The organism is Spiroplasma endosymbiont of Polydrusus pterygomalis (genome assembly GCF_964030635.1).
GTDB lineage: Bacteria > Bacillota_I > Bacilli_A > Mycoplasmatales > Mycoplasmataceae > Spiroplasma.
Map to the genome: position 1 here is coordinate 669,638 of NZ_OZ034909.1, position 24,523 is coordinate 694,160.

Annotated in this window: 32 protein-coding genes and 1 pseudogene; 17 read left to right on the forward strand and 16 right to left on the reverse strand. The window is 25.5% G+C overall.

Annotation, left to right across the window (positions count from 1 at the left end):
* Positions 1-9: 9 nt before the first annotated feature.
* Both ACQH23_RS04345 and ACQH23_RS04350 read left to right on the forward strand, forming a co-directional pair.
* Positions 10-663, forward strand: coding sequence for a hypothetical protein (locus ACQH23_RS04345; protein WP_425379056.1), 654 nt, complete (start codon positions 10-12; stop codon positions 661-663).
* A gap of 134 nt (positions 664-797) precedes the next feature.
* Positions 798-1,085: a hypothetical protein gene (locus ACQH23_RS04350; protein ID WP_040094354.1), complete on the forward strand. Its 288-nt coding sequence runs from the start codon at positions 798-800 to the stop codon at positions 1,083-1,085.
* Positions 1,086-1,110: 25 nt separating this feature from the next.
* Here ACQH23_RS04350 and ACQH23_RS04355 read toward each other — a convergent pair whose 3' ends face one another.
* From ACQH23_RS04355 to ACQH23_RS04390, 8 genes are read right to left on the reverse strand one after another with little or no spacing between them, the layout of a single operon-like run.
* Positions 1,111-1,290: a hypothetical protein gene (locus ACQH23_RS04355; protein WP_425377672.1), complete on the reverse strand. Its 180-nt coding sequence runs from the start codon at positions 1,288-1,290 to the stop codon at positions 1,111-1,113.
* Between the two features lie 4 nt (positions 1,291-1,294).
* Entirely contained in the window at positions 1,295-1,768 is a 474-nt protein-coding gene (locus tag ACQH23_RS04360; RefSeq protein WP_425379057.1) for a hypothetical protein, read from the reverse strand.
* A gap of 9 nt (positions 1,769-1,777) precedes the next feature.
* Positions 1,778-2,647 carry a hypothetical protein gene (locus tag ACQH23_RS04365; RefSeq protein WP_425379058.1) on the reverse strand — a complete coding sequence of 290 codons (870 nt, stop codon included), beginning with the start codon at positions 2,645-2,647 and terminating at the stop codon, positions 1,778-1,780.
* A 2-nt stretch (positions 2,648-2,649) separates the two neighbouring features.
* Positions 2,650-3,426 carry a hypothetical protein gene (locus tag ACQH23_RS04370; RefSeq protein ID WP_425379059.1) on the reverse strand — a complete coding sequence of 259 codons (777 nt, stop codon included), beginning with the start codon at positions 3,424-3,426 and terminating at the stop codon, positions 2,650-2,652.
* A gap of 2 nt (positions 3,427-3,428) precedes the next feature.
* Entirely contained in the window at positions 3,429-3,575 is a 147-nt protein-coding gene (locus tag ACQH23_RS04375) for a hypothetical protein (RefSeq protein WP_425378112.1), read from the reverse strand.
* The gene (locus ACQH23_RS04380; RefSeq protein ID WP_425377634.1) at positions 3,568-3,858 is read right to left on the reverse strand and encodes a hypothetical protein; all 291 of its coding nucleotides are present in this window, start codon (positions 3,856-3,858) and stop codon (positions 3,568-3,570) included. Before ACQH23_RS04380 ends, ACQH23_RS04375 begins: the two co-directional genes overlap by 8 nt.
* A gap of 13 nt (positions 3,859-3,871) precedes the next feature.
* Positions 3,872-4,039, reverse strand: a complete 168-nt coding sequence (locus tag ACQH23_RS04385; RefSeq protein ID WP_425379060.1) for a hypothetical protein — start codon at positions 4,037-4,039, stop codon at positions 3,872-3,874.
* A gap of 9 nt (positions 4,040-4,048) precedes the next feature.
* Entirely contained in the window at positions 4,049-4,363 is a 315-nt protein-coding gene (locus tag ACQH23_RS04390; RefSeq protein WP_425379061.1) for a hypothetical protein, read from the reverse strand.
* Positions 4,364-4,420: 57 nt separating this feature from the next.
* Here ACQH23_RS04390 and ACQH23_RS04395 point away from each other — a divergent pair, with 57 nt between their 5' ends.
* Together ACQH23_RS04395 and ACQH23_RS04400 are read left to right on the forward strand one after the other, a co-directional pair.
* On the forward strand, positions 4,421-4,843 hold the full coding sequence (locus tag ACQH23_RS04395; protein WP_425379062.1) for a transposase: 423 nt from the start codon (positions 4,421-4,423) through the stop codon (positions 4,841-4,843).
* Positions 4,844-4,870: 27 nt separating this feature from the next.
* Positions 4,871-5,371, forward strand: a complete 501-nt coding sequence (locus ACQH23_RS04400) for an IS30 family transposase (RefSeq protein WP_425379273.1) — start codon at positions 4,871-4,873, stop codon at positions 5,369-5,371.
* A gap of 599 nt (positions 5,372-5,970) precedes the next feature.
* Here ACQH23_RS04400 and ACQH23_RS04405 read toward each other — a convergent pair.
* The gene (locus ACQH23_RS04405) at positions 5,971-6,210 is read right to left on the reverse strand and encodes a hypothetical protein (protein WP_425379063.1); all 240 of its coding nucleotides are present in this window, start codon (positions 6,208-6,210) and stop codon (positions 5,971-5,973) included.
* 371 nt (positions 6,211-6,581) lie between these two features.
* Here ACQH23_RS04405 and ACQH23_RS04410 point away from each other — a divergent pair, with 371 nt between their 5' ends.
* From ACQH23_RS04410 to ACQH23_RS04425, 4 genes are all read left to right on the forward strand, one after another.
* Positions 6,582-7,541: a transposase gene (locus tag ACQH23_RS04410; RefSeq protein WP_425379064.1), complete on the forward strand. Its 960-nt coding sequence runs from the start codon at positions 6,582-6,584 to the stop codon at positions 7,539-7,541.
* 187 nt (positions 7,542-7,728) lie between these two features.
* Positions 7,729-8,592, forward strand: coding sequence for a Cof-type HAD-IIB family hydrolase (locus ACQH23_RS04415; protein ID WP_425379065.1), 864 nt, complete (start codon positions 7,729-7,731; stop codon positions 8,590-8,592).
* Between the two features lie 75 nt (positions 8,593-8,667).
* Positions 8,668-8,931, forward strand: a complete 264-nt coding sequence (locus tag ACQH23_RS04420) for a hypothetical protein (protein ID WP_425378526.1) — start codon at positions 8,668-8,670, stop codon at positions 8,929-8,931.
* Positions 8,932-9,191: 260 nt separating this feature from the next.
* The gene (locus ACQH23_RS04425; RefSeq protein WP_425379066.1) at positions 9,192-9,326 is read left to right on the forward strand and encodes a hypothetical protein; all 135 of its coding nucleotides are present in this window, start codon (positions 9,192-9,194) and stop codon (positions 9,324-9,326) included.
* A gap of 9 nt (positions 9,327-9,335) precedes the next feature.
* Here ACQH23_RS04425 and ACQH23_RS04430 read toward each other — a convergent pair whose 3' ends face one another.
* The 3 genes and pseudogenes from ACQH23_RS04430 to ACQH23_RS04440 form a co-directional block, all read right to left on the reverse strand.
* On the reverse strand, positions 9,336-9,932 hold the full coding sequence (locus tag ACQH23_RS04430) for a DDE-type integrase/transposase/recombinase (RefSeq protein ID WP_425377791.1): 597 nt from the start codon (positions 9,930-9,932) through the stop codon (positions 9,336-9,338).
* Between the two features lie 21 nt (positions 9,933-9,953).
* Positions 9,954-10,226 (reverse strand): annotated as a pseudogene (locus ACQH23_RS04435) (hypothetical protein); the annotation flags it as partial.
* On the reverse strand, positions 10,193-10,456 hold the full coding sequence (locus ACQH23_RS04440) for a hypothetical protein (protein WP_425379067.1): 264 nt from the start codon (positions 10,454-10,456) through the stop codon (positions 10,193-10,195). The pseudogene ACQH23_RS04435 and the gene ACQH23_RS04440, both read right to left, overlap by 34 nt.
* A 540-nt stretch (positions 10,457-10,996) precedes the next feature.
* Between ACQH23_RS04440 and ACQH23_RS04445 the strand changes: the two genes are divergently transcribed.
* The 5 genes from ACQH23_RS04445 to rpmE all read left to right on the forward strand — a co-directional run bounded on the left by ACQH23_RS04445 (position 10,997) and on the right by rpmE (position 14,539).
* A complete protein-coding gene (locus ACQH23_RS04445; RefSeq protein ID WP_425379068.1) occupies positions 10,997-11,311 on the forward strand; it encodes a hypothetical protein in 315 nt (104 codons plus the stop codon).
* A 363-nt stretch (positions 11,312-11,674) separates the two neighbouring features.
* Positions 11,675-11,938 (forward strand): hypothetical protein, encoded by a 264-nt coding sequence (locus ACQH23_RS04450; RefSeq protein ID WP_425378526.1) that lies wholly within the window; start codon positions 11,675-11,677, stop codon positions 11,936-11,938.
* A gap of 260 nt (positions 11,939-12,198) precedes the next feature.
* Positions 12,199-12,795, forward strand: a complete 597-nt coding sequence (locus ACQH23_RS04455) for a DDE-type integrase/transposase/recombinase (RefSeq protein ID WP_425379069.1) — start codon at positions 12,199-12,201, stop codon at positions 12,793-12,795.
* A 308-nt stretch (positions 12,796-13,103) separates the two neighbouring features.
* On the forward strand, positions 13,104-13,745 hold the full coding sequence (locus tag ACQH23_RS04460; RefSeq protein WP_425379070.1) for an IS3 family transposase: 642 nt from the start codon (positions 13,104-13,106) through the stop codon (positions 13,743-13,745).
* A gap of 488 nt (positions 13,746-14,233) precedes the next feature.
* On the forward strand, positions 14,234-14,539 hold the full coding sequence (rpmE, locus tag ACQH23_RS04465; protein WP_425379071.1) for a 50S ribosomal protein L31: 306 nt from the start codon (positions 14,234-14,236) through the stop codon (positions 14,537-14,539).
* A gap of 746 nt (positions 14,540-15,285) precedes the next feature.
* Here the strand turns inward: rpmE and pheT are convergent.
* The 4 genes from pheT to ACQH23_RS04485 form a co-directional block, all read right to left on the reverse strand.
* Positions 15,286-17,682, reverse strand: coding sequence for a phenylalanine--tRNA ligase subunit beta (pheT, locus tag ACQH23_RS04470; RefSeq protein ID WP_425379072.1), 2,397 nt, complete (start codon positions 17,680-17,682; stop codon positions 15,286-15,288).
* A gap of 12 nt (positions 17,683-17,694) precedes the next feature.
* Positions 17,695-18,732, reverse strand: a complete 1,038-nt coding sequence (gene pheS / locus ACQH23_RS04475; RefSeq protein WP_425379073.1) for a phenylalanine--tRNA ligase subunit alpha — start codon at positions 18,730-18,732, stop codon at positions 17,695-17,697.
* Positions 18,733-19,177: 445 nt separating this feature from the next.
* Positions 19,178-19,582, reverse strand: a complete 405-nt coding sequence (locus ACQH23_RS04480; protein ID WP_425379310.1) for an IS30 family transposase — start codon at positions 19,580-19,582, stop codon at positions 19,178-19,180.
* A gap of 13 nt (positions 19,583-19,595) precedes the next feature.
* Positions 19,596-20,129 (reverse strand): IS30 family transposase, encoded by a 534-nt coding sequence (locus ACQH23_RS04485; protein WP_425379074.1) that lies wholly within the window; start codon positions 20,127-20,129, stop codon positions 19,596-19,598.
* A gap of 333 nt (positions 20,130-20,462) precedes the next feature.
* Between ACQH23_RS04485 and ACQH23_RS04490 the strand changes: the two genes are divergently transcribed.
* The 4 genes from ACQH23_RS04490 (at position 20,463) to ACQH23_RS04505 (ending at position 24,483) form a co-directional block, all read left to right on the forward strand.
* A complete protein-coding gene (locus ACQH23_RS04490; protein WP_425378573.1) occupies positions 20,463-20,729 on the forward strand; it encodes a hypothetical protein in 267 nt (88 codons plus the stop codon).
* Positions 20,710-21,534: an IS3 family transposase gene (locus ACQH23_RS04495; protein WP_425379075.1), complete on the forward strand. Its 825-nt coding sequence runs from the start codon at positions 20,710-20,712 to the stop codon at positions 21,532-21,534. Before ACQH23_RS04490 ends, ACQH23_RS04495 begins: the two co-directional genes overlap by 20 nt.
* A 129-nt stretch (positions 21,535-21,663) precedes the next feature.
* A complete protein-coding gene (locus ACQH23_RS04500) occupies positions 21,664-22,611 on the forward strand; it encodes a 3'-5' exoribonuclease YhaM family protein (RefSeq protein ID WP_425379076.1) in 948 nt (315 codons plus the stop codon).
* A 222-nt stretch (positions 22,612-22,833) separates the two neighbouring features.
* A complete protein-coding gene (locus ACQH23_RS04505) occupies positions 22,834-24,483 on the forward strand; it encodes a TSUP family transporter (protein WP_425379077.1) in 1,650 nt (549 codons plus the stop codon).
* Positions 24,484-24,523 lie beyond the last annotated feature (40 nt).

Here is a 24,523-nt window from a genome sequence, read left to right on the forward strand (position 1 = left end):
ATTTAATTAGTGAAGCAAGATAAAACAACTTGATTAAAGGGCGCATTACCTTGAAATTTATTTAAAAAAGACCCTATTCCGACTTATAATTGAACTCATAAAGATATTAGAGAATGAGAAAGAAAGTATAAAATTAGGAGTTGAGTAGTTAGTTTTTATACTTTAATATTTTTAACATTAAATTTTTGATTGGAATACGGGATGATTAATGGTATTAAGGATCAAATTAATTGATACAATTATGGTCAATATTGAGGAAATGGTATTGCCATTTTATTAACACCTTTATTTACACATGGGATTCAAGGCATATTTGTTGTTAGTAGTAAACCCAAAGTAGATATGAAAATTGATATCCCACGATTAAAAGTTTCTAAAATGGGATTATTATTTACAATCTTGCCTTTGATTACTTTAATTATTTCTTTAATTATTATTGGAATTGATAAATCAAAATGAAAAAAAGACCATTTAAGACATTGTTTAGATTGTCGGATTAATCCGCGTGTTATTCAACCAAGAATAGCAAAACAATGAAATAATTTAGATGGTATAACAGAAGAAATATTTAAAAATATACAAAACGAAAATATTAAAAAACAAAAACAAGAAGAAAATAACAAAAAATTAAATATAAATAATAATTATGAAACTAATAATTAAATTTTATTAAAATAGACTATATATAGGGGTGGTAGATATTTTGGGTGGTTATATAGCTTAATTTATAAATTATTTTGTTCTGAAAGAATGGATGGCCACTGTTTGAGTAAGGATAAGAAAGGAAGCAAAAAAACATGAATGAAACATTAATGATTGCTTTACTTGTGTTAGCTGGTGCTGGTGGAATGGGTAGTCTTGGTATTCTTGGATTATCTGCTAAAAAAATTAAAAAATATAAAGCAGAAATTAGAGAATTAAGAACGGCTGTTATTGCCCACGAAAAACATTTACGAGGACCTGATTATGCAACAGAATTAGCCCTAAAAACAGGTCAAATTAAAAATGTTAAAAAACAAGTTAAAGTAAACGACAAAAAACAAGCACAAAAAGATGCTATTAGACAACTAACAAATAGTATTTAAAAAAATAACCAATTAAGGTTATTTTTTATTTTTCTTTGTTGTGACTTATATAAAAATTAATAAGATATTCTATTCGTTGTGAATAAGTATCAAAGTTAGATAATTTATTTCAAACTTTTTCTTCATTTTCATTTAAGTAAATATTAACATTTCGAATTTTACAAGAATAATATTTTCCTGTTTTTTGATTATATGATTTTTTCATAATATTAAACCTCATAATTAGCAATAATAATTGCATCTCGTAAATGATTACTTATTTTCTCATTATTATATTTTCAACCTTTACCATATTGATAAATTAAATTACTATCTTTATCAAATTCTCATATACAACTATCATTATATTTACTTAAATTTTCCATATTTTTAACAATTGATTTAGTATGTTTTGGTGAAACAGTAGCAATATATCCTTGTGTTTCTAATGAACCCAATAGTCTTAATAAATTATCTCTATCTTTTGAGCCATTGGCATTTGTATATAAACAATTTTCTATAAAAATTAAATATTTTAGTTTATTATTATTTGATAATATTTCCTCAAATGGTTTTTCATTTTTCAAATAATTTATAATAAATTTAGAGTGTTCTTTTCAATCTTTGTTTATAAATTCTTGTTTATCTAATAACATATTATCTTTAAAAGCAACAATAGCCGTAGTACCAGTTTGATGGGTCAATACCTATTTTTATTCCCATCTTGCTCATTCTTCATCATTATTATTAACTGTTGGTACTACATTAGAAATATCTTCTTCTTTAACTACATTATCGTTTGTGTCCGCTATTTCTTTATAAGATGGGGTATTTATATTATTTGATAATGGTTCATCGCTCATCTGCCCCTTATTTTTGGCGACAGTAATATCATTAAAAGGTATATAATCAAAATTACCATCTTCTTTAATTTCTTTTTCATCTAAATCAATGTCAGTAATATCTACACCTAATTCTTGGGCTAATTTACGATATAATTTTGCTTCAACCATTTCTTTTGGTCATTTATTTAAAGGCGAATATTCACCATTTCCACTTGGACTACTATTTTTTAAACGGTCAATATCGGATTTTATTAATAAAATTCCTTTTGTTTCACCAGTTAAACGATTAATTCCAAAAGCATAAGCACCAATAATATTTTCATATTGACTGGTATTTGTCATAAAATCTATTTCATGTAATTTTGGTTTTTGTAAATCAGTATCTCATACAAATTTTTCACTTTTATAAATAATTCCTCGTTTTAAAATTCAATTTTCTTGTTCCATTCTTTTTTGAAACACACTACTATCAATAATAGTTGTTAATTTATTTTTGAATGGAATAATATTAAAATCTTTTCCGAATATTAAACCTTTATTACTTAAATTAATAATTCCTAAGGCTGTAATTTTTCCATTATCAGCATTACCCACTAAATTAATATAACTTTGATTATTTTTTAATTTTAGTTCTTGTAAAGCAATTAAATTTTCTTGTAAATATTTAGCATTAACATTTAATTCATATGCTTTAACTGCTGTTGCTACTAATTCTTTTATTCCCATTTGATTATTCATAATTATTTCTCTCCTTTATTTATTTTGAATTTAATTCCATTAACACCAATAGTATTAATATTTTTATTACTATCTCATTGTTTTTTAATTTCGTTTTTAACAATTTGTTCATCAACAATTAAATAATTTTTAATTAAATTAATAAGTTCTAATTTATCAGCATTTTGTAAAAAATCATCATTAACACCCAAAATATCAATATATTTAATTAATATTTTTTCTTTCCGAAATTTACTAGTAGTTTTTTCTAAATCTTGTTCTATTTTTGCTACATCTTCCATAACACGAACTTGTTCATCTTCAATTTGGTCCATGTCTAACCCCATATCAGGCGTTAAGTTATTAGCATATTCAACCCTATTTTCTTGTTCTTGTTTTTTAGTTTGAATAAACTGTTGTTGTTTTAAGTATTGAACTTGTATTAGGCTATTTTTAATTTCAATTTTATTATTTTGAAGTACTTTTTCTAAATTAATAATATTAACTCTAATTCGATTTAATTCATCTTTAAAATATTTTATTAATTCTAATGGTTCTCTAAAAACAAAATCAATTTTACTAATAGCACTGGGTATATCTTTTAAATGTATATCTTGATAACCATTTAATGCATAATGATTAAGATGACGATAGATAAAATCTGTTAATTCTTTACCGTGATTATCAATTCAATTTTTAATCGGTAATGCTTTTAAACTTAATTCTTTAAAATCATTACCTTTTAAATAAAATGGATAGGTAATATTTTTAATTTGATTATTTAACTTTAAATCTGCCATAATTAAATTTCCTCCAAATTCATATCCATAATTAAATTATCAATATATTCATAGGCACTTTCTTCTGAACAACATTCTTCTAATGCGATATTAAATAAATCTTCTTCGCTATAAACATAACCACTTTCATCTTTTCACATATTATTCATAATTTATCACTTCGTAGTCTGCTTCTTCATCTTCTAAATAATCATCTATTAAACCTTTAACCTCATCAATTTCATATCATTTTAAATTTAAATCAAAATCTTTTGGCAATGAAATATTACCTACATGTCGTTCTTCATTACCAAATTTAAGATATAAATTTAATTCTCAACTCATATCATAGTCACTATCAATTTGTGCATAAATAATATCTTTATTACTAATTTTTAATGCGTTATTATTAATTCATTTTTCATTTAAGTAATCACTAATACAATATGACATTTTCTTATTCCTCCTAATTATTTTTATTGTTTAATTCTCAATGTTCATCCGTAATATCTTCTTGCGATACTGAATAACTTTTAAGCATTAATTCATTCAATTTATTTTCTTTATTGCATTCTTTATGAAAACAAAAACCTCAATATCTTTGTTTAAGACAAATTTTATTTAACTTTTTCATGTAAACCTCCTAAATTATTTGATTGATTTTTTTATCAATTTGTAATATTTTTCAACCATCTGTTGCTAAATCTAAAATATCGTTAATTTTGTAATGTTGCATATAAGAAGCAATAACATCTCATTTATCTTCAAATAAATTTAAGTACATTTTTGCTCATTCTAAACACTGTAAATCATAATGATTTTTATGATGAGAAATACGACAATTAACAGGTTGACAATTCACTCAATCAAATAATGTTGTTATTTCATTTCAAGTTTTATTAATATACGCTGAATTATACTTGTAAGTGCAAGTAAATAAAATTGCAAAAAATCTCATATAAAAATTTTATGATGCTAAGTTTATTTTAGAAAAAATAAAGCAAGGAGTTTTTATATGGGATATAAACATCTTGGCATAGATGAAAGAATTTATATTGAGAATCAATTGAAGTTTAAAATAAAAATTAGTGAAATAGCTAAAAATCTTAATCGAAGTATTAGTACTATTATTCGAGAAGTTAATAGAAATAAAGATAATAATCATTATTTTTCATTAATTGCAAAAAATAAAGCAGAAAATAGAAAACAATCACATATTTATTTTCATAAGTTTAAAAATAGAGAATTAGTAAAATATGTACAACAAAAATTATTATTAGGTTGATCACCCGAACAAATTTATGGCAGAATTAAAAATTTTCATAAAGAATGAATTATTAGTTTTAAAACAATTTACAATTGAATTTATTCTGGATTACTTGAAAAAGTTACTAATAAAAATTTAAGAAGAAAAGGTAAGAAACGAAAATATCAATAAAATCGGGGTAAATTTAATGGTAAATCAATTAAAGAACGAAACGCTAATGTTAATAATCGCGTAACTCTTGGTCATTGAGAAGGTGATACCGTAGTATCATCACGAGGTAAAAGTAAATCATGTTTAATAACTTTAGTTGAAAGAACATCAAGATTTACTTTAGCAATATTAGTTGAAAATAGAACTACTAAAGTTATTAACGAAAATATTAGCCATTATTTATCAATTCTTCCAAATAATCTTGTTAAGACTATAACATTTGATCGTGGTAAAGAATTTGCTAATTGACAACAACTTGAAAAAAATTTAAATGTGAAAATTTATTTTGCTAATGCATATTCACCCTGACAAAGAGGTACTAATGAAAATACTAATGGTTTAATTAGAGAAAAATTTCCTAAAAAATTTAATTTTTCAAATACTACTAAAAATGCAGTTCATAAATTTATATTGTCTTTAAACCAAAGACCAAGAAAAATACTAAATTATCTTTCTCCAATCGAATATTTGGTTAGAAAAATAATTTAGTTGCATTTAACTTTACAATTTGGCATACAAACTTTTATATTCTGTCATTATATTTCCTCCTATTTTTAATTCGCTGGCACTCACTCCCAAGTGAAAGTGCCAAAGCGATAATTACTTATATAAGTATTTATCTATTTATTTACTACGCCATCCGCTTCACTGGGGGTGAGCGGTGGCGATAATATATTTAATATTTGTTTATTATTAGATAATAGACAGTTGTTTTTATGAGGTAAAGCCAGAGAATTCTCTCTCTTCATCCGCACCATTTCAGGTCAAAGCGTTCAGTTTTTAAAATAAATTCACTTGCACCTTGAAGAGCCAAGTGCTGGCGTTGTGGTTTGTAGAACCGCTGCCATCCTCGATGGGACAATATCTATCGCAAATTTATTTATAAAGTGGCCATCTCTATTTTTATTGTCGTTCGATGTTGACCTTGCACTTATCACGATTATCGCTTAGTTCTAATAAACCAGCGCCGATTTACATATTTCCTCATACACTATTTCAGTACTTGCCTCGGCTGGCTGTGGGAATGAGCTTAAACTCATGTTCTTATGGAAGCACTTAGTTATTTAAAATAACCGTCCCACACTGCATTAAGTTGTTTTATAAAATCAAAATTTAAAATAACCAGTTTCTCAATCAAAGATAATTTTTGAATTTTCTAATTTTTTATAAAACCGCTTTTGTTTTTTATCTTTTGTACGATTTAATAAATCTTTGTGTTTATCACAAGTTCATAAAACTTTATTTGATAAAAATTCTTCGGTAATGAATGATATTGATTTATAGCAATTATCAACATCACAGATTGTTTGTTGCGTATTAATTTCCATTACTTACTCCTTTCTTTGATATTAAGTTTTTTTATTTATTAGCCAAATTAATTAACTAAAACAGAGAAAGGACAACACCTTAAATTAGGAGAAAAAAACAGGTACACTTTGTAAAGATTTCTAAGATATTTAATAAATGTGTAATACAACTTTTTTTCTTAACTTAAAGTTGTGATAAAAAGTTTCTATTTTAAGAATTTAAGATGCTGCCCTTTCTCTGAATTAATTAATAATTATGGGTTTACAAATAAAAAAACAACCCTTTTTATTTAACAAGAGTTGTTTTTTGGAGGTTCATCGTACACGATGCCTATTTATAAAATATATCTAAAATTAGGTATATTTTTAATATAAAGAGAGGTAAATAATTGATGGAAAAAATACTTGCAGAATTAATAAATAGTTTAACAAATGATCAATTTTTAGAATTTTATGAAAAAGTTAAAAAAGAAGCAGAATTAATCAAAAAACAAAAACGCTTAAATGAAATTGATCAAAAATTTAGAGATAAAGGTATTAAATGTCCTAATTGCAAATCTTATCATTGTGTTAAAAATGGCCATAATCCCGAAGGAAAACAAAAATATTTATGCAAAAAATGTCGGGCTAGTTTTGATCCTTTTCGTCATCATTTTACTTATTGAAGTCATTTAAATTATGAACAATGAAATTTATTAATTCAAATTTCATTGCTAGGACAATCTAGTAAAGTAATTTCCCGTTTTATTAAAACAACACCCAAAACAGCTTGATATAATCGTCAAAAATTAATGCAATCAAAACAATTAGAAAATACTCAATTAAAATTTAAAAAATTAAATGGCCAAATACAAATTGATGAAACATTTATTAAAGAAATCCATAAAGGTAATTTTAAAGATAAATTTGATAAACGAAAAACTCATCTTGATCCATTTTCCACTAACACTAAATGTTGTATTCAAATGGCGGTTGATACTAATAATAATATTTTTGTTCAATCCACTAATACCAAACGATTACAAAAACAGTGAATTATTAAAAATATGAATACAAAATTAATTAACAAAAATTCCATTATTATTTCTGATATGCAACCATTATATTTATTAGTAGCAAAACAAACAAGTTCGACTTTATATGCCACTAAAACTAGAACAAATCCTGATGCCAGTTATCGAAAATTAAATAAAATTAGTAAATTACAAGCAAGTCTTAAAGAAGCCTTAATTCATTATCATGGTTTAGGTTTTACTAACATTCAAAATTATTTAAATCTCTGAAAATGAAAATACCAACACAAAGGTTTAACACCAAACCAACAAGCAACGGTATTATATTTTAACATCTAAAAAAGTTAAAGAACAATAATAATCTTCCATCAAATTCGTTTTCAAATTGTCATATTGATGATTTTTTTGACTTTATCAAGATTTTTCGACAAAATTAAAAGCAGAAAATAATATAAAAATAAAAATATTAGATATAATAATAAGATATACAGGGATAAGAAACATAGCTTTTTTAGAAAGGAGCCCCATGAAATTACAACACTTAAATAAAAAACGTTTAATTCTAATTGATTTAGATGGAACAACGTTAATGAATGATGGCAAAACAATCCATCCAAAAACACATGAAGCTATCAAACAAGCTGTTCATGCCGGACACAAAATATGTATTACAACTGGCCGTCCGCACCGGGCAAGCATTCGCTTTTATCGCGAATTAGGGTTAGACACTTTATTAACTAACTTTGATGGTGGCCATATTCACGATCCATTAAAGCGAGAATTTAAACGATTAGTTTTCTCAATTTCTTATGATGTTATTATGAGTATTATCAACCATACCGATGTTAAAAATATTGTTGCAAATGTTTTAATTGAACATTATGATAAGGCAATTTGTTGAAAAAAAAATGAAGCAATTGAAAATTACTTTCATCTTGATGATGTTGCTGATGATGAATATTTTGTCGCTAATCCTTATAATGCTTGAAAAGGTCCCGCTAGTAATATGGCATTATACTTAAATAATGCTAATGAAAAAGATCAAATATTACGAATATTTGAAAATTTCAAAAACTCTGTAAAGGTTAACATTGGCCACTATAGTAGTGGTCAAACCCAAACAATGATTAATATTACCAATAAACTTGTTTCAAAAGGATTTGCCGCTAATATTCTAGCACAATACTATAATTTTGACATTCGTGATGTTATCGCCTTTGGCGATGAAATGAATGATTTAGAACTATTACAAAATGTTGGCTATGGAATAGCAATGAAAAATGGAAATGATAATTTAAAAACCAATGCGCGCGGAATTACGCATTTAACAAATGATGAAGGCGGAGTTGGCGATTATTTGAAAAAATTATTAAATGGAGAAAATGTGTAAAGCAAGACTGCACCCAAAAAAGTAAGTAAAGAAAAAAAAGTCTTTGCTAAACTTTTAAAGGAGGTGCATTTTTATATGGCAAGAAAAGGACAAAAATTTAATAAATATACAGCAGATTTTCGAAAAAGGATAGGACAAGAGATTAAAAATAATAGTATAAGTTTTATTGCAAAAAAATATGCAATTAATAAAAAAACTGTTGCTTCATGGTATGAAAATTTTAAGAAAGGGATTTTAAACACCAATAAAGGTCCAAAAGAATCATTTGAAAAAAGAGATTTAAACTATTACAAAGTTAGGTATGAATTATTAAAAAAGCTTCATGACTTTTACAATTAAATAAAAGAAAAATTGTATTTTTTATCAAAGAAAACATTAATAAATATCCACTAAATTTATTACTTGATATAACAGATTTAAAGCGTAGTTATTGAGATAAATATAAAAATTATTCAAGTAATGGTAAGGATAGTGAACCATTAAAGAATATTGTAAAAGTCTATGAAGAAAATTTAAAACAATTTGGTTATCGTCGAATTACCAAATATTTAAAAGAAGATTATGGCATTGTTTATAATGCTAAGAAAGTATTACGAATTATGAAAGAAAATAATATTCAAGCTGAATATGTAAAGCGTATGCGTAGAAAAATATTAATAAAACAAAATAGAAATAAAAATATAATTAAATATCCTGATTTAGTAATAGACTGCACCCTGTTTAGTAAGTGTTAATAAAAAGGTTTACAAACTTTCATTTATTATATATTTTTCTTTTTGGTTTGAATATCATTTATTTCATTTTTTAACATCATTAATATATTCATTATGAGATTTATAATTTTTATTATGGATTGTTCCTTTTTTAAGTAATGAATGAAAACTTTCAATAATAATGTTGTCTGCACAATGATAATTTTTACCCATTGAAATTATAATTTTGTTATCTAAACATTTACTATTATAATCTTTAGATGTATATTGATATCCGTGATCTGAATGAATTATTGTTTTATTTAGCTCTTTTTTTATTTTTTTAATTTTATTAATTGCAGCATTTAAATTATCAATTACAAGTTTGTTATTATTAAATTTTGATCATTTTACATCAATAATTTCTTTAGTATATCCATCAATTATTGTTGATTGATAATGTTTTTTACCATTTCAAATTAAATAAGTTACATCAGTAAATAAAATTGAAAATCTTTCTTTAATATCATTAAAATTACGATTTACTAAATCAGGATATTTAATGATATTTTTATTTCTATTTTGTTTTATTAATATTTTTCTACGCATACGCTTTACATATTCAGCTTGAATATTATTTTCTTTCATAATTCGTAATACTTTCTTAGCATTATAAACAATGCCATAATCTTCTTTTAAATATTTGGTAATTCGACGATAACCAAATTGTTTTAAATTTTCTTCATAGACTTTTACAATATTCTTTAATGGTTCACTATCCTTACCATTACTTGAATAATTTTTATATTTATCTCAATAACTACGCTTTAAATTTGTTATATCAAGTAATAAATTTAGTGGATATTTATTAAGGTTTTCTTTGATAAAAAATACAATTTTTCTTTTATTTAATTGTAAAAGTCATGATGCTTTTTTAATAATTCATACCTAACTTTGTAATAGTTTAAATCTCTTTTTTCAAATGATTCTTTTGGACCTTTATTGGTGTTTAAAATCCCTTTCTTAAAATTTTCATACCATGAAGCAACAGTTTTTTTATTAATTGCATATTTTTTTGCAATAAAACTTATACTATTATTTTTAACCTCTTGTCCTATCCTTTTTCGAAAATCTGCTGTATATTTATTAAATTTTTGTCCTTTTCTTGCCATATAAAAATGCACCTCCTTTAAAAGTTTAGCAAAGACTTTTTTTCTTTACTTACTTTTTTGGGTGCAGTCTTATAGTGCTGTAATAGGGATATTGGGGCTAATTTCATTAATTAAATCAATAAAAGAGTTATTATTTTCGTTTAAAAACTCTTGGATTCTAGTTATAATATTCATAGGATAGTTTTCTTTCTAATTTTTTTCAAACTTAATTATACTGAAAACTTTCTTTTTTATTTTCCCCAACTTTGGCAACGCAATCTTTGTTAAAGAAAGAGGGCGAATAAATAAATTTATTGTAGCATTAATGTTATAATGAACTAAACTAAATAAAACAAATAAAAATGACTTAAAGCATCATTCTTCTATACACTTATTAAACGATCAACTAAACCATTTAATGAGGGTTACTATAATTTATCTGAACTGAATTTTTTGTTAGTTCGCGGTTAAATTATAATATTTTTTATAATTTTGTGTATAGGTAGAATGACAAAAGTTCATTCTGCCTATTTTTTTATTTATTAGAAAGGATGTGAAATAATGCGAAGAGCGAGTTATGTTGATACCAACATTGATTATGAACCAAATGAAGAATTGAAAAATACTGGTCGAATTGCATTAAAACAGTGAGAAAAACAATGAAAAAGTGGATGATTTGAGAACTTAACCAAAGAAAAACAAAAAGAATATAAATTATTGTCGAACAAACTGGCGTTAGAAAAGAAAAAAGCCGAATTTACTAAATTACGCAATGAATGAAAACGCAACTGGTTCGTCAATTTAGACAAAGAAAAACAACGCGAATATAAAAAACGCGTTGAAGAAATTAAAAAAGCACATAATTTATTGAAATAAAGCAATTTTAAGCTCTTATTAGCACCGAAAATATAAAAATTATATTTTTTTATGACAATTAATCGCCCTAATGAGGGTTAAAAACGAATAACACAATGAAAGGAGCATATTATTTATTATGCAAGAATTATTATTACAAAATTAAGCACCGGCCTTCAATAGACTTCTTGCGATACTAACAAAAATAAAAAAATTACAAATTAAAAAAATTAAATTAAACTTTAAAATAAGCATTTTTAAAAATTTTAATTGCTTTTTAAGCATAAATAATCATGTATCGGAAGAAGTATAATAGACTGCACCCAAAAAAGTAAGTAAAGAAAAAAAGTCTTTGCTAAACTTTTAAAGGAGGTGCATTTTTATATGGCAAGAAAAGGACAAAAATTTAATAAATATACAGCAGATTTTCGAAAAAGGATAGGACAAGAGATTAAAAATAATAGTATAAGTTTTATTGCAAAAAAATATGCAATTAATAAAAAAACTGTTGCTTCATGGTATGAAAATTTTAAGAAAGGGATTTTAAACACCAATAAAGGTCCAAAAGAATCATTTGAAAAAAGAGATTTAAACTATTACAAAGTTAGGTATGAATTATTAAAAAAGCTTCATGACTTTTACAATTAAATAAAAGAAAAATTGTATTTTTTATCAAAGAAAACATTAATAAATATCCACTAAATTTATTACTTGATATAACAGATTTAAAGCGTAGTTATTGAGATAAATATAAAAATTATTCAAGTAATGGTAAGGATAGTGAACCATTAAAGAATATTGTAAAAGTCTATGAAGAAAATTTAAAACAATTTGGTTATCGTCGAATTACCAAATATTTAAAAGAAGATTATGGCATTGTTTATAATGCTAAGAAAGTATTACGAATTATGAAAGAAAATAATATTCAAGCTGAATATGTAAAGCGTATGCGTAGAAAAATATTAATAAAACAAAATAGAAATAAAAATATCATTAAATATCCTGATTTAGTAAATCGTAATTTTAATGATATTAAAGAAATATTTTCAATTTTATTTACTGATGTAACTTATTTAATTTGAAATGGTAAAAAACATTATCAATCAACAATAATTGATGGATATACTAAAGAAATTATTGATGTAAAATGATCAAAATTTAATAATAACAAACTTGTAATTGATAATTTAAATGCTGCAATTAATAAAATTAAAAAAATAAAAAAAGAGCTAAATAAAACAATAATTCATTCAGATCACGGATATCAATATACATCTAAAGATTATAATAGTAAATGTTTAGATAACAAAATTATAATTTCAATGGGTAAAAATTATCATTGTGCAGACAACATTATTATTGAAAGTTTTCATTCATTACTTAAAAAAGGAACAATCCATAATAAAAATTATAAATCTCATAATGAATATATTAATGATGTTAAAAAATGAAATAAATGATATTCAAACCAAAAAGAAAAAGATATAATAAATGAAAGTTTGTAAACCTTTTTATTAATACTTACTAAACAGGGTGCAGTCTATAATCAATTAAATCCGAATAAGGATATTTCAAATATTTTCACACCGCAAAAAAAGTGTGAATAAAAAATTTACTGAAAAAAGTTATCAAGTTCGTTTCGGGACTTGTTATGTTTCGGTGTCAAATGATTTTTGTTTTTTAGATAAAAATAAACAAAGTTATTTAATTGGCATTAAACCTTATTATACTTATAACGTTTTGGATAGGTTACAATAAGTTGGACCATATTTATGTGGACTTATATAATTATGAAGAAAGTAGGAATATAAAAATGGGAAGAAATTCATACACCGATGAATTTAAAAAACAAATTGTTTTACTTTATCAAAATGGTAAAACCATTCTTGAAATTTTTAAGGAATATGGGATGTCAAAATCAGCCGTATATCAGTGAATTGAAAAATTAAATAATTCTGGATCTTTTAAAGCAAAAGATAACCGCACTGTTGAAAAAAATGAACTTGATTGCCTTGCGGAAAGAATTAATCCAATTACGAATGGAAAAAGACATTTTAAAGCAAGCGGCACTGATAATTGGCAAAAAATAGAAATTATTAACAGTAATAAAGAAAAATATTCCGTGCGAAAAATGGGTCAAATATTAAAGATAGCAAAATCAACATATTACTATCAAATTAATAAATACGCTACGGTTGATGTTAATAATTATGAACAAGAAGTTATCAGTGCATTTAATGATAATCGCAAAATTTATGGAGCTCGTAAAATTAAAGCTATTTTAACCAGAAAAGATATTATCTTATCGCGAAGAAAAATTCGCCAAATTATGATTAAAAATCAGTTAGTATCTAAATACACCAAATTAAAATATCGTAATCATAAGTCAATGGTTAATAACGACGAAATTAGCAACGTTTTAAACCGTGAATTTAATAATAAACAACCAAATTAAGTTGTTGTTAGTGATTTAACATATGTTCAAGTTGGTGCTAAATGACATTATATTTGTTTATTAATTGACTTGTTTAATCGTGAAATAATTGGCTATAGTGCCGAGACAAACAAAACAGCCCAACTAGGACAAAAAAGTCTTTTATTCAATTTACAAGACCATTAAATCAAATTACGTTATTTCATACTGACCGGGGTAATGAATTTAAAAATAAAATCATTGATGAAATTTTAAATACCTTTAATATTATACTTCTTGCGATACCTGATTATTTATGCTTAAAAAGCAATTAAAATTTTTAAAAATGCTTATTTTAAAGTTTAATTTAATTTTTTTAATTTGTAATTTTTTTATTTTTGTTAGTATCGCAAGAAGTCTAATGAATTTGCAAAGATTATTAAATAATCTTTGTTTTTACTTAAATATGTGTTATCATCACTTACGTGGAAATAATATGACTGCATATTATTAAAAGTGAGGTGAGTTATATGGCAAGAGAAGGAATCCATCCAAAATATTTTGATACTAAAATCATGTGTACAACTTGTGGAACAGAGTACACAAGTGGTTCTACTAAAGCAGAAGAATTAAAAGTTGATACTTGTTCTTCGTGCCATCCCTTCTATACCGGTAGTAAACAGTTTGCTAATGCAGCTGGCCGTGTTGAAAGATTTAAATTTAAATTTAATAAAAAAGAAGAGTTAGCAAAACAAACAGAAAAAGCATCAAAATCACAAAAAGAACTTAACAAAAAAACAGTGAAACCAAAATCTGATAATCAAAAAGCAGAATAATTGGTGAACCTTTATCTTTTCAAGATAAAGGTTTTTTTGATATTTTTAATAGGGTTGGTATTGAAATAAAAAAACTAGACGGCACCCCAAAAATTTTAGCAAAGACTTTTTTTCTTTACTTACTTTTTGGGGTGCCGTCTATATTATCTTTATTTTATAATTTAAAAAAGGGAATTCATGGTGAATAATTAAAAAATAAAGCACCTAAAAATTTAAAAACATTTCTTCGTTGACTTAAAAAAATGAACGATGATTAAATAGCCAAATTGTAAAGTTAAGTGCAACTAAATTATCTTTCGCCAATCGAATATTTGGTTAGAAAAATAATTTAGTTGCACTTAACTTTACAATTTGGCTATTTAATTTAAATCTAAGATATTTTTCAACTAAATACCCAAGAAAGTAGGAACCTATTGCCACAGCAATGACGATTACTACTCATAAGTGTGTATGAATAATTATTTCTCCTTTACTTAAAAGAATAAGTAAGAAGTATTAATTTTAAATATATAAGTGGAATACTAGCAACGCAATCATTTACAATTCAGGAATAAAATTATATGGAATACTTATTTTATTGTGTTATAATTAAATTAAATAAAGTGTGTCATTTGAATTTACAATTTACATCAAAAAAATATAAAAGTAACATTTACTTAAATATTCTATATTTATAAATTATGTTAAATTAAAAGAATTAAGTTCTCCTTGTTCTAGTTTAACTTAATTCTCAATAAATTTTATTTTTAACGAATTGATAATTCTAATTTTGTTAAATTATTTTTAATTTGTTCAAATTGTTTATTAATTTCTGCTTCTGTTAATTGCTTTGTCATATCATTAAAAGTAAAACTAATTGTTAAAGCATTATGGCCAGCTTTTAATTTCGGATCAAAATATTGATCAATAACTTCCATCTTAACAATATTTTTTACCCCAGCTAAAATTTTCTTTTTAATTTGCTCATAGCTTACCGTTGTTGGTACTCAAATTGAAATATCGCGACTACTTGCACTAAATTTTGAAAGTGGCGTAAAAAATGTTTGTTTTTTATTCGAATAATTAAAAATTACTTCGAAGTTAATTTCACCAAAATAAGTGGCCCCTTTTAAATCAACGGCATTGTGATAAGCGGGGTGAACGACTCCAATCATGGCTAATAATTGCTTCCCTAATAAAACATGACTTGTTTGATAAGGATGATAAACTTTATTTTTGGGAGCCGCTTGATATGATAATTCATTAACATCAATTTGTTCACTTTGCAAATAAGCTTCCAACAAACTTTTAACATAGTAATATGAATTAGCTAGTTTATCACCTGTTACTTTATTTTCAACAATTTCCGCTTGACTGACAAAAGCCCCATGATAATAACTTTCTCTCCCATTAGCATAAATATTTTCAACTGTAAATAATTTAATATTTTTATTATTTCGTGCATTATTATACACCACACTATTTAGTAAACTATTTGTTAAACTTAGCCGCATTACTTCATGTTCTTCGGATAATGGTGATAATAATTGATGTGGCTTTTGATAATTAAAAAAGTTAAAGTCCTTAATTTCTTGTTGTTTAACTAAAGCATATGTTTTTGCTTGATAAAAGCCATTATTTAACAAGAAAGTCTCAAAATTATTGATTGTTTTCTCCGCTGAACGGTTTGCTTTAGCCAAGTTTGGTAAGACTGGTGGTTCTGAAACAATATTGTTATAACCAAATAAACGCGCAATTTCTTCAATTATATCAGCCTTTTGAAAAATATCCGTGCGCGTGACTGGTGGAGTCACAAATAAAATTTCCGCGGCCTCTTTAAAATGAAATGTTAATGGTTCTAACAAACCTTTAACTTCTAATAAACTAAAAAGATGCCCAATTGACTGGTTAATTTCATTTAATGTAATCCTAATTGGTTCAACAGTTTTCTTATATTTTTTAATAAAATTTAAAACTGACAATTCCGATAAAAAACCATTAATCTTTAATAAATATAAATAACGCGATAATCCTAACCCAACCGTTGCATAACTAAGGGGCTTAATATAACGTTGTAAATTAATATTACTAATTCCAACTTTTCGTTGTTGATAACGCATTAGAATATGATTTAAATGTAAAGCTAACACAGTTATTTCGGTTGTTGTTGAAGTAATAGCATAAACCGGATTTACCCGAACCCCAATTAATTCCACAAATTCGTTATTGTCAATGACAACTAAATCCCCTTTTTTAATATTAAAATCTTTATTTTCATAATCATTCGTAATTTTTAAAGGACCCTTAATTTTATTAAAATCATATAATAATAATGGTTGTCCGGTTTCAATCGTTGTTTTAATTGCTAGATCGCCAAATGGATCAACACTGTCTGATTGATATTCATTAATTTTTAATCAAATTCGATCGGCTAATTTTAACGGATTTTTTTCAGGTGTTAACTTCACATTGGCACTAATTGCTGATTTAACAGCCGTAGTCTCAATGCCAACTTGCAAGGGATTTTGATATTCCTTTAAATTTTCCGTTGATTCTAATTCTAATGGAAATAATTCTCGTTTAAAATAACTCGCTAATTCCCGGGCTAATTCATAAGCACTTAAACAATCACTACGATTCAATGTTAAATCAATGTCAAATAAATAATCTGTTAACCCAATTTTCGGTAAAATATCTTCGGCACCAATCATATCATAAGAAACTTCTTTCTCATTAAAAGTTAAAATAATTTCATCTTTTTCGACCGTTGTTAAATATTTCTCGGGAATTCCCAGTTCGATTAAAGAACACATCATTCCTTCTGACGCATATCCTTTAATTTGTCGTTTAGCAATTTTAGTGCCATCCGCTAAAATTGCTCCTGGACGGGCAACAATAACATACCCATTTTCCACAGGATTACTAGCTCCGCAAACAATTGGATCAACTAATTCTTGCCCTGTATCAACTAAACAAAACTTTAAATGCGTATCGATAATTTCATTGACAACTTGTACCCGTCCACAAACAACATCGCGATTATGATCAAAATTATGTGTACGTTCAACTTCAAACCCCAAACTATTTAAAGCAGCCACAATATCGTCATTACTAATATCGGTAAAATCAATATATTTATCTAATCATTTTCTTGTAATAATCATCTTTAACACCTCCTAATCAAATTTCTTAAATTGTTCTAAAAAACGAACATCATTCGTATAAAAACGACGAATATCATCAATTCCATATTTTAACATTGCAATCCGTTCAATCCCAATCCCAAAGGCAAACCCCGTTAAGGTTGGATCTTGATCACACGCTTTATAAATAAGCGGATTAATCATTCCAGCCCCCATAATTTCAATTCATCCCGTTTGTTTACAAATTGAACAACCTTCGCCTTGACAATTAACACATGTTACATCAACTTCGACTGATGGTTCGGTAAACGGGAAAAAACTTGGTCGTAACCGAATTTTTGTTTTTTCACCAAACATTCTTTGACAAAAGTATTGAATTGTTCATTTTAAATTCGCAAAGGTAATGTTGGGGGCAATTAAAAACCCATCAATTTGCATAAATTGATGTGAATGTGTAGCATCATCATCATCGCGACGATAAGTATTTCCTGCTGAAATCATTGCAATAATTTCTTTGTTATTTTTCATTTGGGAAATTGCGCGCGCTGTCATATTGGTACAATGTGTTCGTAATAAGGTATTTTTTGTTAAATAAAATGTATCTTGCATATCACGAGCGGAATGTCCTAATGGTAAATTTAAACGTTGAAAATTATATTCATCATCATCAACTTCCGTTCCAAACACAACATCATATCCTAATTCTTGAAATAATTGTGAAATTTCATCAATGACTTGATTTAATGGATGCTTTGTTGCTAACGTTAAATTATACCCTGGCAATGATAAATCAATTTTCTCTTGTTCAATGGCTGTCATTAATAATGCATCTTCCAATTCATATTTTTTATCTTGGTATAAATTAGTTAATTCCGCCTTAATTTTATTTGCTTTTTGGCCAACTATTAACTGTTCTTCATGACTTAAATCCTTCAATTTTTTTAATAAATCATTTAACACTGATTTTTTCCCTAAATATTCTAATTTAAGCGCATTAAGTTCCGCCACTGTTTTTGCCGCAGTAATTTTTTTAGTTGCTTGCGTAAATAATAATTTTAATTCCTTTTCCATCATTTTATCCTTTCTTGTTTAATTTTAATTAAGTTAGAAAAATCCTTGCCTATATTAAAAAAATATAAACAAGGAGCAATTTCTTACGGTACCATCCTTTTTTACTAATAAATTAGTCTTAATTCCTTCTTAATGAATCATTTACATTCAATAATACGGCTGGGATTAGCAGCTCTCCTCAGGTGGATTCCTTAATATCTCACCAGTTATTTGCACCATCCATAACCTCTTCTCTGACGATAAGCGTATTAATTACTATTCTTAAATCAACGATTTAATTTAAAATTTTATAACCTTATTATAGCCTATTTTACTCCGTTAATTCATTTAGTTTCTGTTTTTTTACTAAGTACATTAGACTTCTTGCGATACTAACAAAAATAAAAAAATTACAAATTAAAAAAATTAAATTAAACTTTAAGCCAAATTGTAAAGTTAAGTGCAACTAAATTATTTTTCTAACCAAATATTCGATTGGCGAAAGATAATTTAGTATTTTTATTGGTCTTTGGTTTAAAGACAATATAAATTTATGAACTGCATTTTTAGTAGTATTTGAAAAATTAAATTTTTTAGGAAATTTTTCTCTAATTAAACCATTAGTATTTTCATTAGTACCTCTTTGTCAGGGTGAATATGCATTAGCAAAATAAATTTTCACATTTAAATTTTTTTCAAGTTGTTGTCAATTAGCAAATTCTTTACCACGATCAAATGTTATAGTCTTAACAAGATTATTTGGAAGAATTGATAAATAATGGCTAATATTTTCGTTAATAACTTTAGTAGTTCTATTTTCAACTAATATTGCTAAAGTAAATCTTGATGTTCTTTCAACTAAAGTTATTAAACATGATTTACTTTTACCTCGTGATGATACTTACGGTATCACCTTCTCAATGACCAAGAGTTACGCGATTATTAACATTAGCATTTCGTTCTTTAATTGATTTACCATTAAATTTACCCCGATTTTCTTGATATTTTCGTTTCTTACCTTTTCTTCTTAAATTTTTATTAGTAACTTTTTCAAGTAATCCAGAATAAATTCAATTGTAAATTGTTTTAAAACTAATAATTCATTCTTTATGAAAATTTTTAATTCTGCCATAAATTTGTTCGGGTGATCAACCTAATAATAATTTTTGTTGTACATATTTTACTAATTCTCTATTTTTAAACTTATGAAAATAAATATGTGATTGTTTTCTATTTTCTGCTTTATTTTGTGCAATTAATGAAAAATAATGATTATTATCTTTATTTCTATTAACTTCTCGAATAATAGTACTAATACTTCGATTAAGATTTTTAGCTATTTCACTAATTTTTATTTTAAACTTCAATTGATTCTCAATATAAATTCTTTCATCTATGCCAAGATGTTTATATCCCATATAAAAACTCCTTGCTTTATTTTTTCTAAAATAAACTTAGCATCATAAAATTTTTATATGAGTTTTTTTGCAATTTTATTTACTTGCACTTACAAGTATAATTCAGCTTAAAATAATCATTTTTAAAAATTTTAATTGCTTTTTAAGCATAAATAATCAGGTATCGCAAGAAGTCTAATAAATAAACACTTTAATGATAAAACAATTATTATTGATGCAACCGAAACAGCAATCCAACGCCCAAAAAAAGACAAAAAAAATAATAGACTGCACCCAAAAAAGTAAGTAAAGAAAAAAGTCTTTGCTAAACTTTTAAAGGAGGTCCATTTTTATATGGCAAGAAAAGGACAAAAATTTAATAAATATACAGCAGATTTTCGAAAAAGGATAGGACAAGAGGTTAAAAATAATAGTATAAGTTTTATTGCAAAAAAATATGCAATTAATAAAAAAACTGTTGCTTCATGGTATGAAAATTTTAAGAAAGGAATTTTAAACACCAATAAAGGTCCAAAAGAATCATTTGAAAAAAGAGATTTAAACTATTACAAAGTTAGGTATGAATTACTAAAAAAGCTTCATGACTTTACAATTAAATAAAAGAAAAATTGTATTTTTTATCAAAGAAAACATTAATAAATATCCACTAAATTTATTACTTGATATAACAGATTTAAAGCGTAGTTATTGAGATAAATATAAAAATTATTCAAGTAATGGTAAGGATAGCGAATCATTAAAAAATATTGTAAAAGTCTATGAAGAAAATTTAAAACAATTTGGTTATCGTCGAATTACCAAATATTTAAAAGAAGATTATGGCATTGTTTATAATGCTAAGAAAGTATTACGAATTATGAAAGAAAATAATATTCAAGCTGAATATGTAAAGCGTATGCGTAGAAAAATATTAATAAAACAAAATAGAAATAAAAATATAATTAAATATCCTGATTTAGTAAATCGTAATTTTAATGATATTAAAGAAAGATTTTTAATTTTATTTACTGATGTAACTTATTTAATTTGAAATGGTAAAAAACATTATCAATCAACAATAATTGATGGATATACTAAAGAAATTATTGATGTAAAATGATCAAAATTTAATAATAACAAACTTGTAATTGATAATTTAAATGCTGCAATTAATAAAATTAAAAAAATAAAAAAAGAGCTAAATAAAACAATAATTCATTCAGATCACGGATATCAATATACATCTAAAGATTATAATAGTAAATGTTTAGATAACAAAATTATAATTTCAATGGGTAAAAATTATCATTGTGCAGACAACATTATTATTGAAAGTTTTCATTCATTACTTAAAAAAGGAACAATCCATAATAAAAATTATAAATCTCATAATGAATATATTAATGATGTTAAAAAAAATAAATAAATGATATTCAAACCAAAAAGAAAAAGATATAATAAATAAAAGTTTGTAAACCTTTTTATTAATACTTACTAAACGGGGTGCAGTCTATTTTTTTATTACGTACTTTTTTTATTTTTAGGAGGCGAAAAAATGAATATTAAAGATTTAACGAAAGAAGTTAATAATGTGGAATTAAATGTGATTGCTGATAAAGTAACACAAGGAACATCTTCCAATGGAAGCACTTATTTATCAATAACATTAAAAGATCGCACAGGAACAATTGAAGCAAGATTATGAGATGCCCACCCAAGTGACCTTAAATGTTGAGCGAAAGGTAATTGTTATAAAGTAAACATTAATATTATTGAATATCGCAAATTTTTACAAGCAAAAATTAATAGTTATGATGTCATTGACAATGAAAGTATTAATTTGGATGATTTTATTGAAGTGGCACCACTTTCACTGGATAAAATGTATGAAGAAATTATGACAACCGTAAAAAAAATGAAAACACCAGAATACCGTGAAATTATGACCTTAATTTTAGCCAAATATGGGGAACAATTTAAAATTTGACCCGCGGCAATTCGTAATCATCATGAAATAAAATCGGGTTTAATCTGACATAGTTTAACAATGCTACAAATGGCAAAAAATGTTGTCGATGTTTATCAAGATCGTTTAATTGATGCCGAATTATTATATTGTGGCGTTATTTTACATGATCTGGGTAAAGTTATTGAAATTACAAGTGGGGCAACAAATGATTTTTCGTTTGAAGGGAAATTGCTTGGCCATATTTCAATTATGGCCAATGAATTAAACCATCTTGCCCAAAGTAATAAATTAAATTCAGAAAAGATTGTTTTGTTAGAACATATGATTTTAGCTAGTCATGGACGGTTAGAATATGGTTCCCCAGTTGAACCACACATATTGGAAGCCGAAATTTTATCATTTTTAGATAATTTAGATGCACGAATTTACCGAATTGATAAAGAATTATCAAAAACGTTACTTAATGAACAAACACAACGGCTATTATCAGTTGAAGGACGCTGATTCTTAAAACATTTTGAAAAATATCTTTAATTTTGTCGAAAACTCTTGATATTTTAATAAAATCCTGATTTTATTAAAATATCAAGAGTTTTCGACAAAATTAAAGATAAAGTGTCCCAAATATATTTACAATTCAGGTATAATGAAACTAATCTTTTATCAAATTATGGAAAGATGTGTGGCATAATTATGATAAAGTGTGAGGTAACAAATAAATATTAAATAAAGATAAATAGATGATGTGAGGAGAAAATGAAAGAAGATTTAAATAACGTTAAACGTCAAATTTTAGAACAAGAAGATAATTTGGATAAATTTGTTAATGATTTATATTATTTTAGTACACTACTAGAAATTTTAAAAAAAGATTTTAAAAATCATTTGGCAGATTTAAACATTTTAAAAAAAGCGAAGAAAATAACGCTTGAAGAATATCAAACTAATTTAAAAATATTAAAAAACTTGTATAAAACAAAAATATCAGAATTAAAACGAGATATTATCCAAATGGCTGATTTATGTACGTTTACGTTTGAGAAAAATATTGCTTTTAAAAAAGAACATAATTTAGCGGTTTTAGATGACCTAATTAAAATAAACAGTGAAATCAAAAGTTTAAATAAAAAAGTAAGTTTAGAACAAGCATCAATTCGCGAAGTATTAAAAAATGAAAAACAAAAAATAAAAAAACCACTTGGAACGAAAAATTTAATTTTAATTAGTATGGTAAGTTTGCCGTTAATGATTATTGGAACATTATTAATTAATTATTTAATTTATTTTCCAAAAATAAGAAATGAAAGCTTTGATTTAGCGAAAAAAGAATATTTGGTTGCGCTTATTATTGTTTTAATAACCTTATTAATAATTATTGGTTATTTTATCTTAATGTTAAAAGTTACTAGAAAAACTTATATGGATCGTGAAAAAAATATCTTTAAAATAACAACAATTGGTTTTGTTGGTTCATTTTTAGATACAATTGGTGTTGGTAGTTTTGCTGTGGCAACCGCCGGTTTAAAAGCAGGGAAGATTGTTAAAAATGATGCCTTGTTACCGGGAACATTAAACATTGGCTTAGGAATTCCAAATTTAATTGCTGGAACAATTTTTGTGGCGGCAATTAATGTTCAAGTTTTAACATTAATGTTGTTAGTCCTTGGTGCTATTTTGGGAAGTTTTATTGGGGCAGAATTAACAAAAAGAATTAGTGCGAAACATATTAGTTTAACAATGGCTATTGTTTTAGCAATTGTCGTCATATTAATGATTTTAATGCAACTAAACCTTTTACCAACAAGTGGTAATAAAACTGGTTTATCGGGATGACAATTAGGGCTTGCTTTTATTTTATTTATTATTTATGGTGGTTTACAAGCATTTGGAATTGGGTTATATGCACCCGCTTTAGCAACAATTGCGTTATTAGGAATGGATATTAAAGTGGCCTTTCCGATTATGACTTTAGCATCAGGATACGCTGTTCCAATTGCCGCGTATTCTTATTATAAAAATAATAAATATCAACCAAAAACAAGTTTTGGGTTAATGTTAGGGGGCGCTCTTGGCGTAGTCTTAGCTTTTCTAACTGTATTTGTTGGGATTGAAGTTGGGTTAAATGTCAAACCAGCTGTTTTTACTAACTATTTAAAATGATTAGCAGTTATTGTTGTTTTTTATGTATCAATAATGTTGCTATTATCTTATTTAAAGATTAGAAAAAAACCAAATCCTAATATAGCAGCAAGAAACACAATATTTTCAATAAAAAATTATTCTCAGTGAAATGAAAAACTAGTTAATCATCTGGATGATTATTTAGTATCATATTACGATAAACGACAATTTTATAATAATTTAATTAACAAGTCTTTAGAAAAGGAAACAAAGAAATGAAAATAGGAATTCCAAAAGAAATTAAAGCCCAATAAAATCGTGTTGG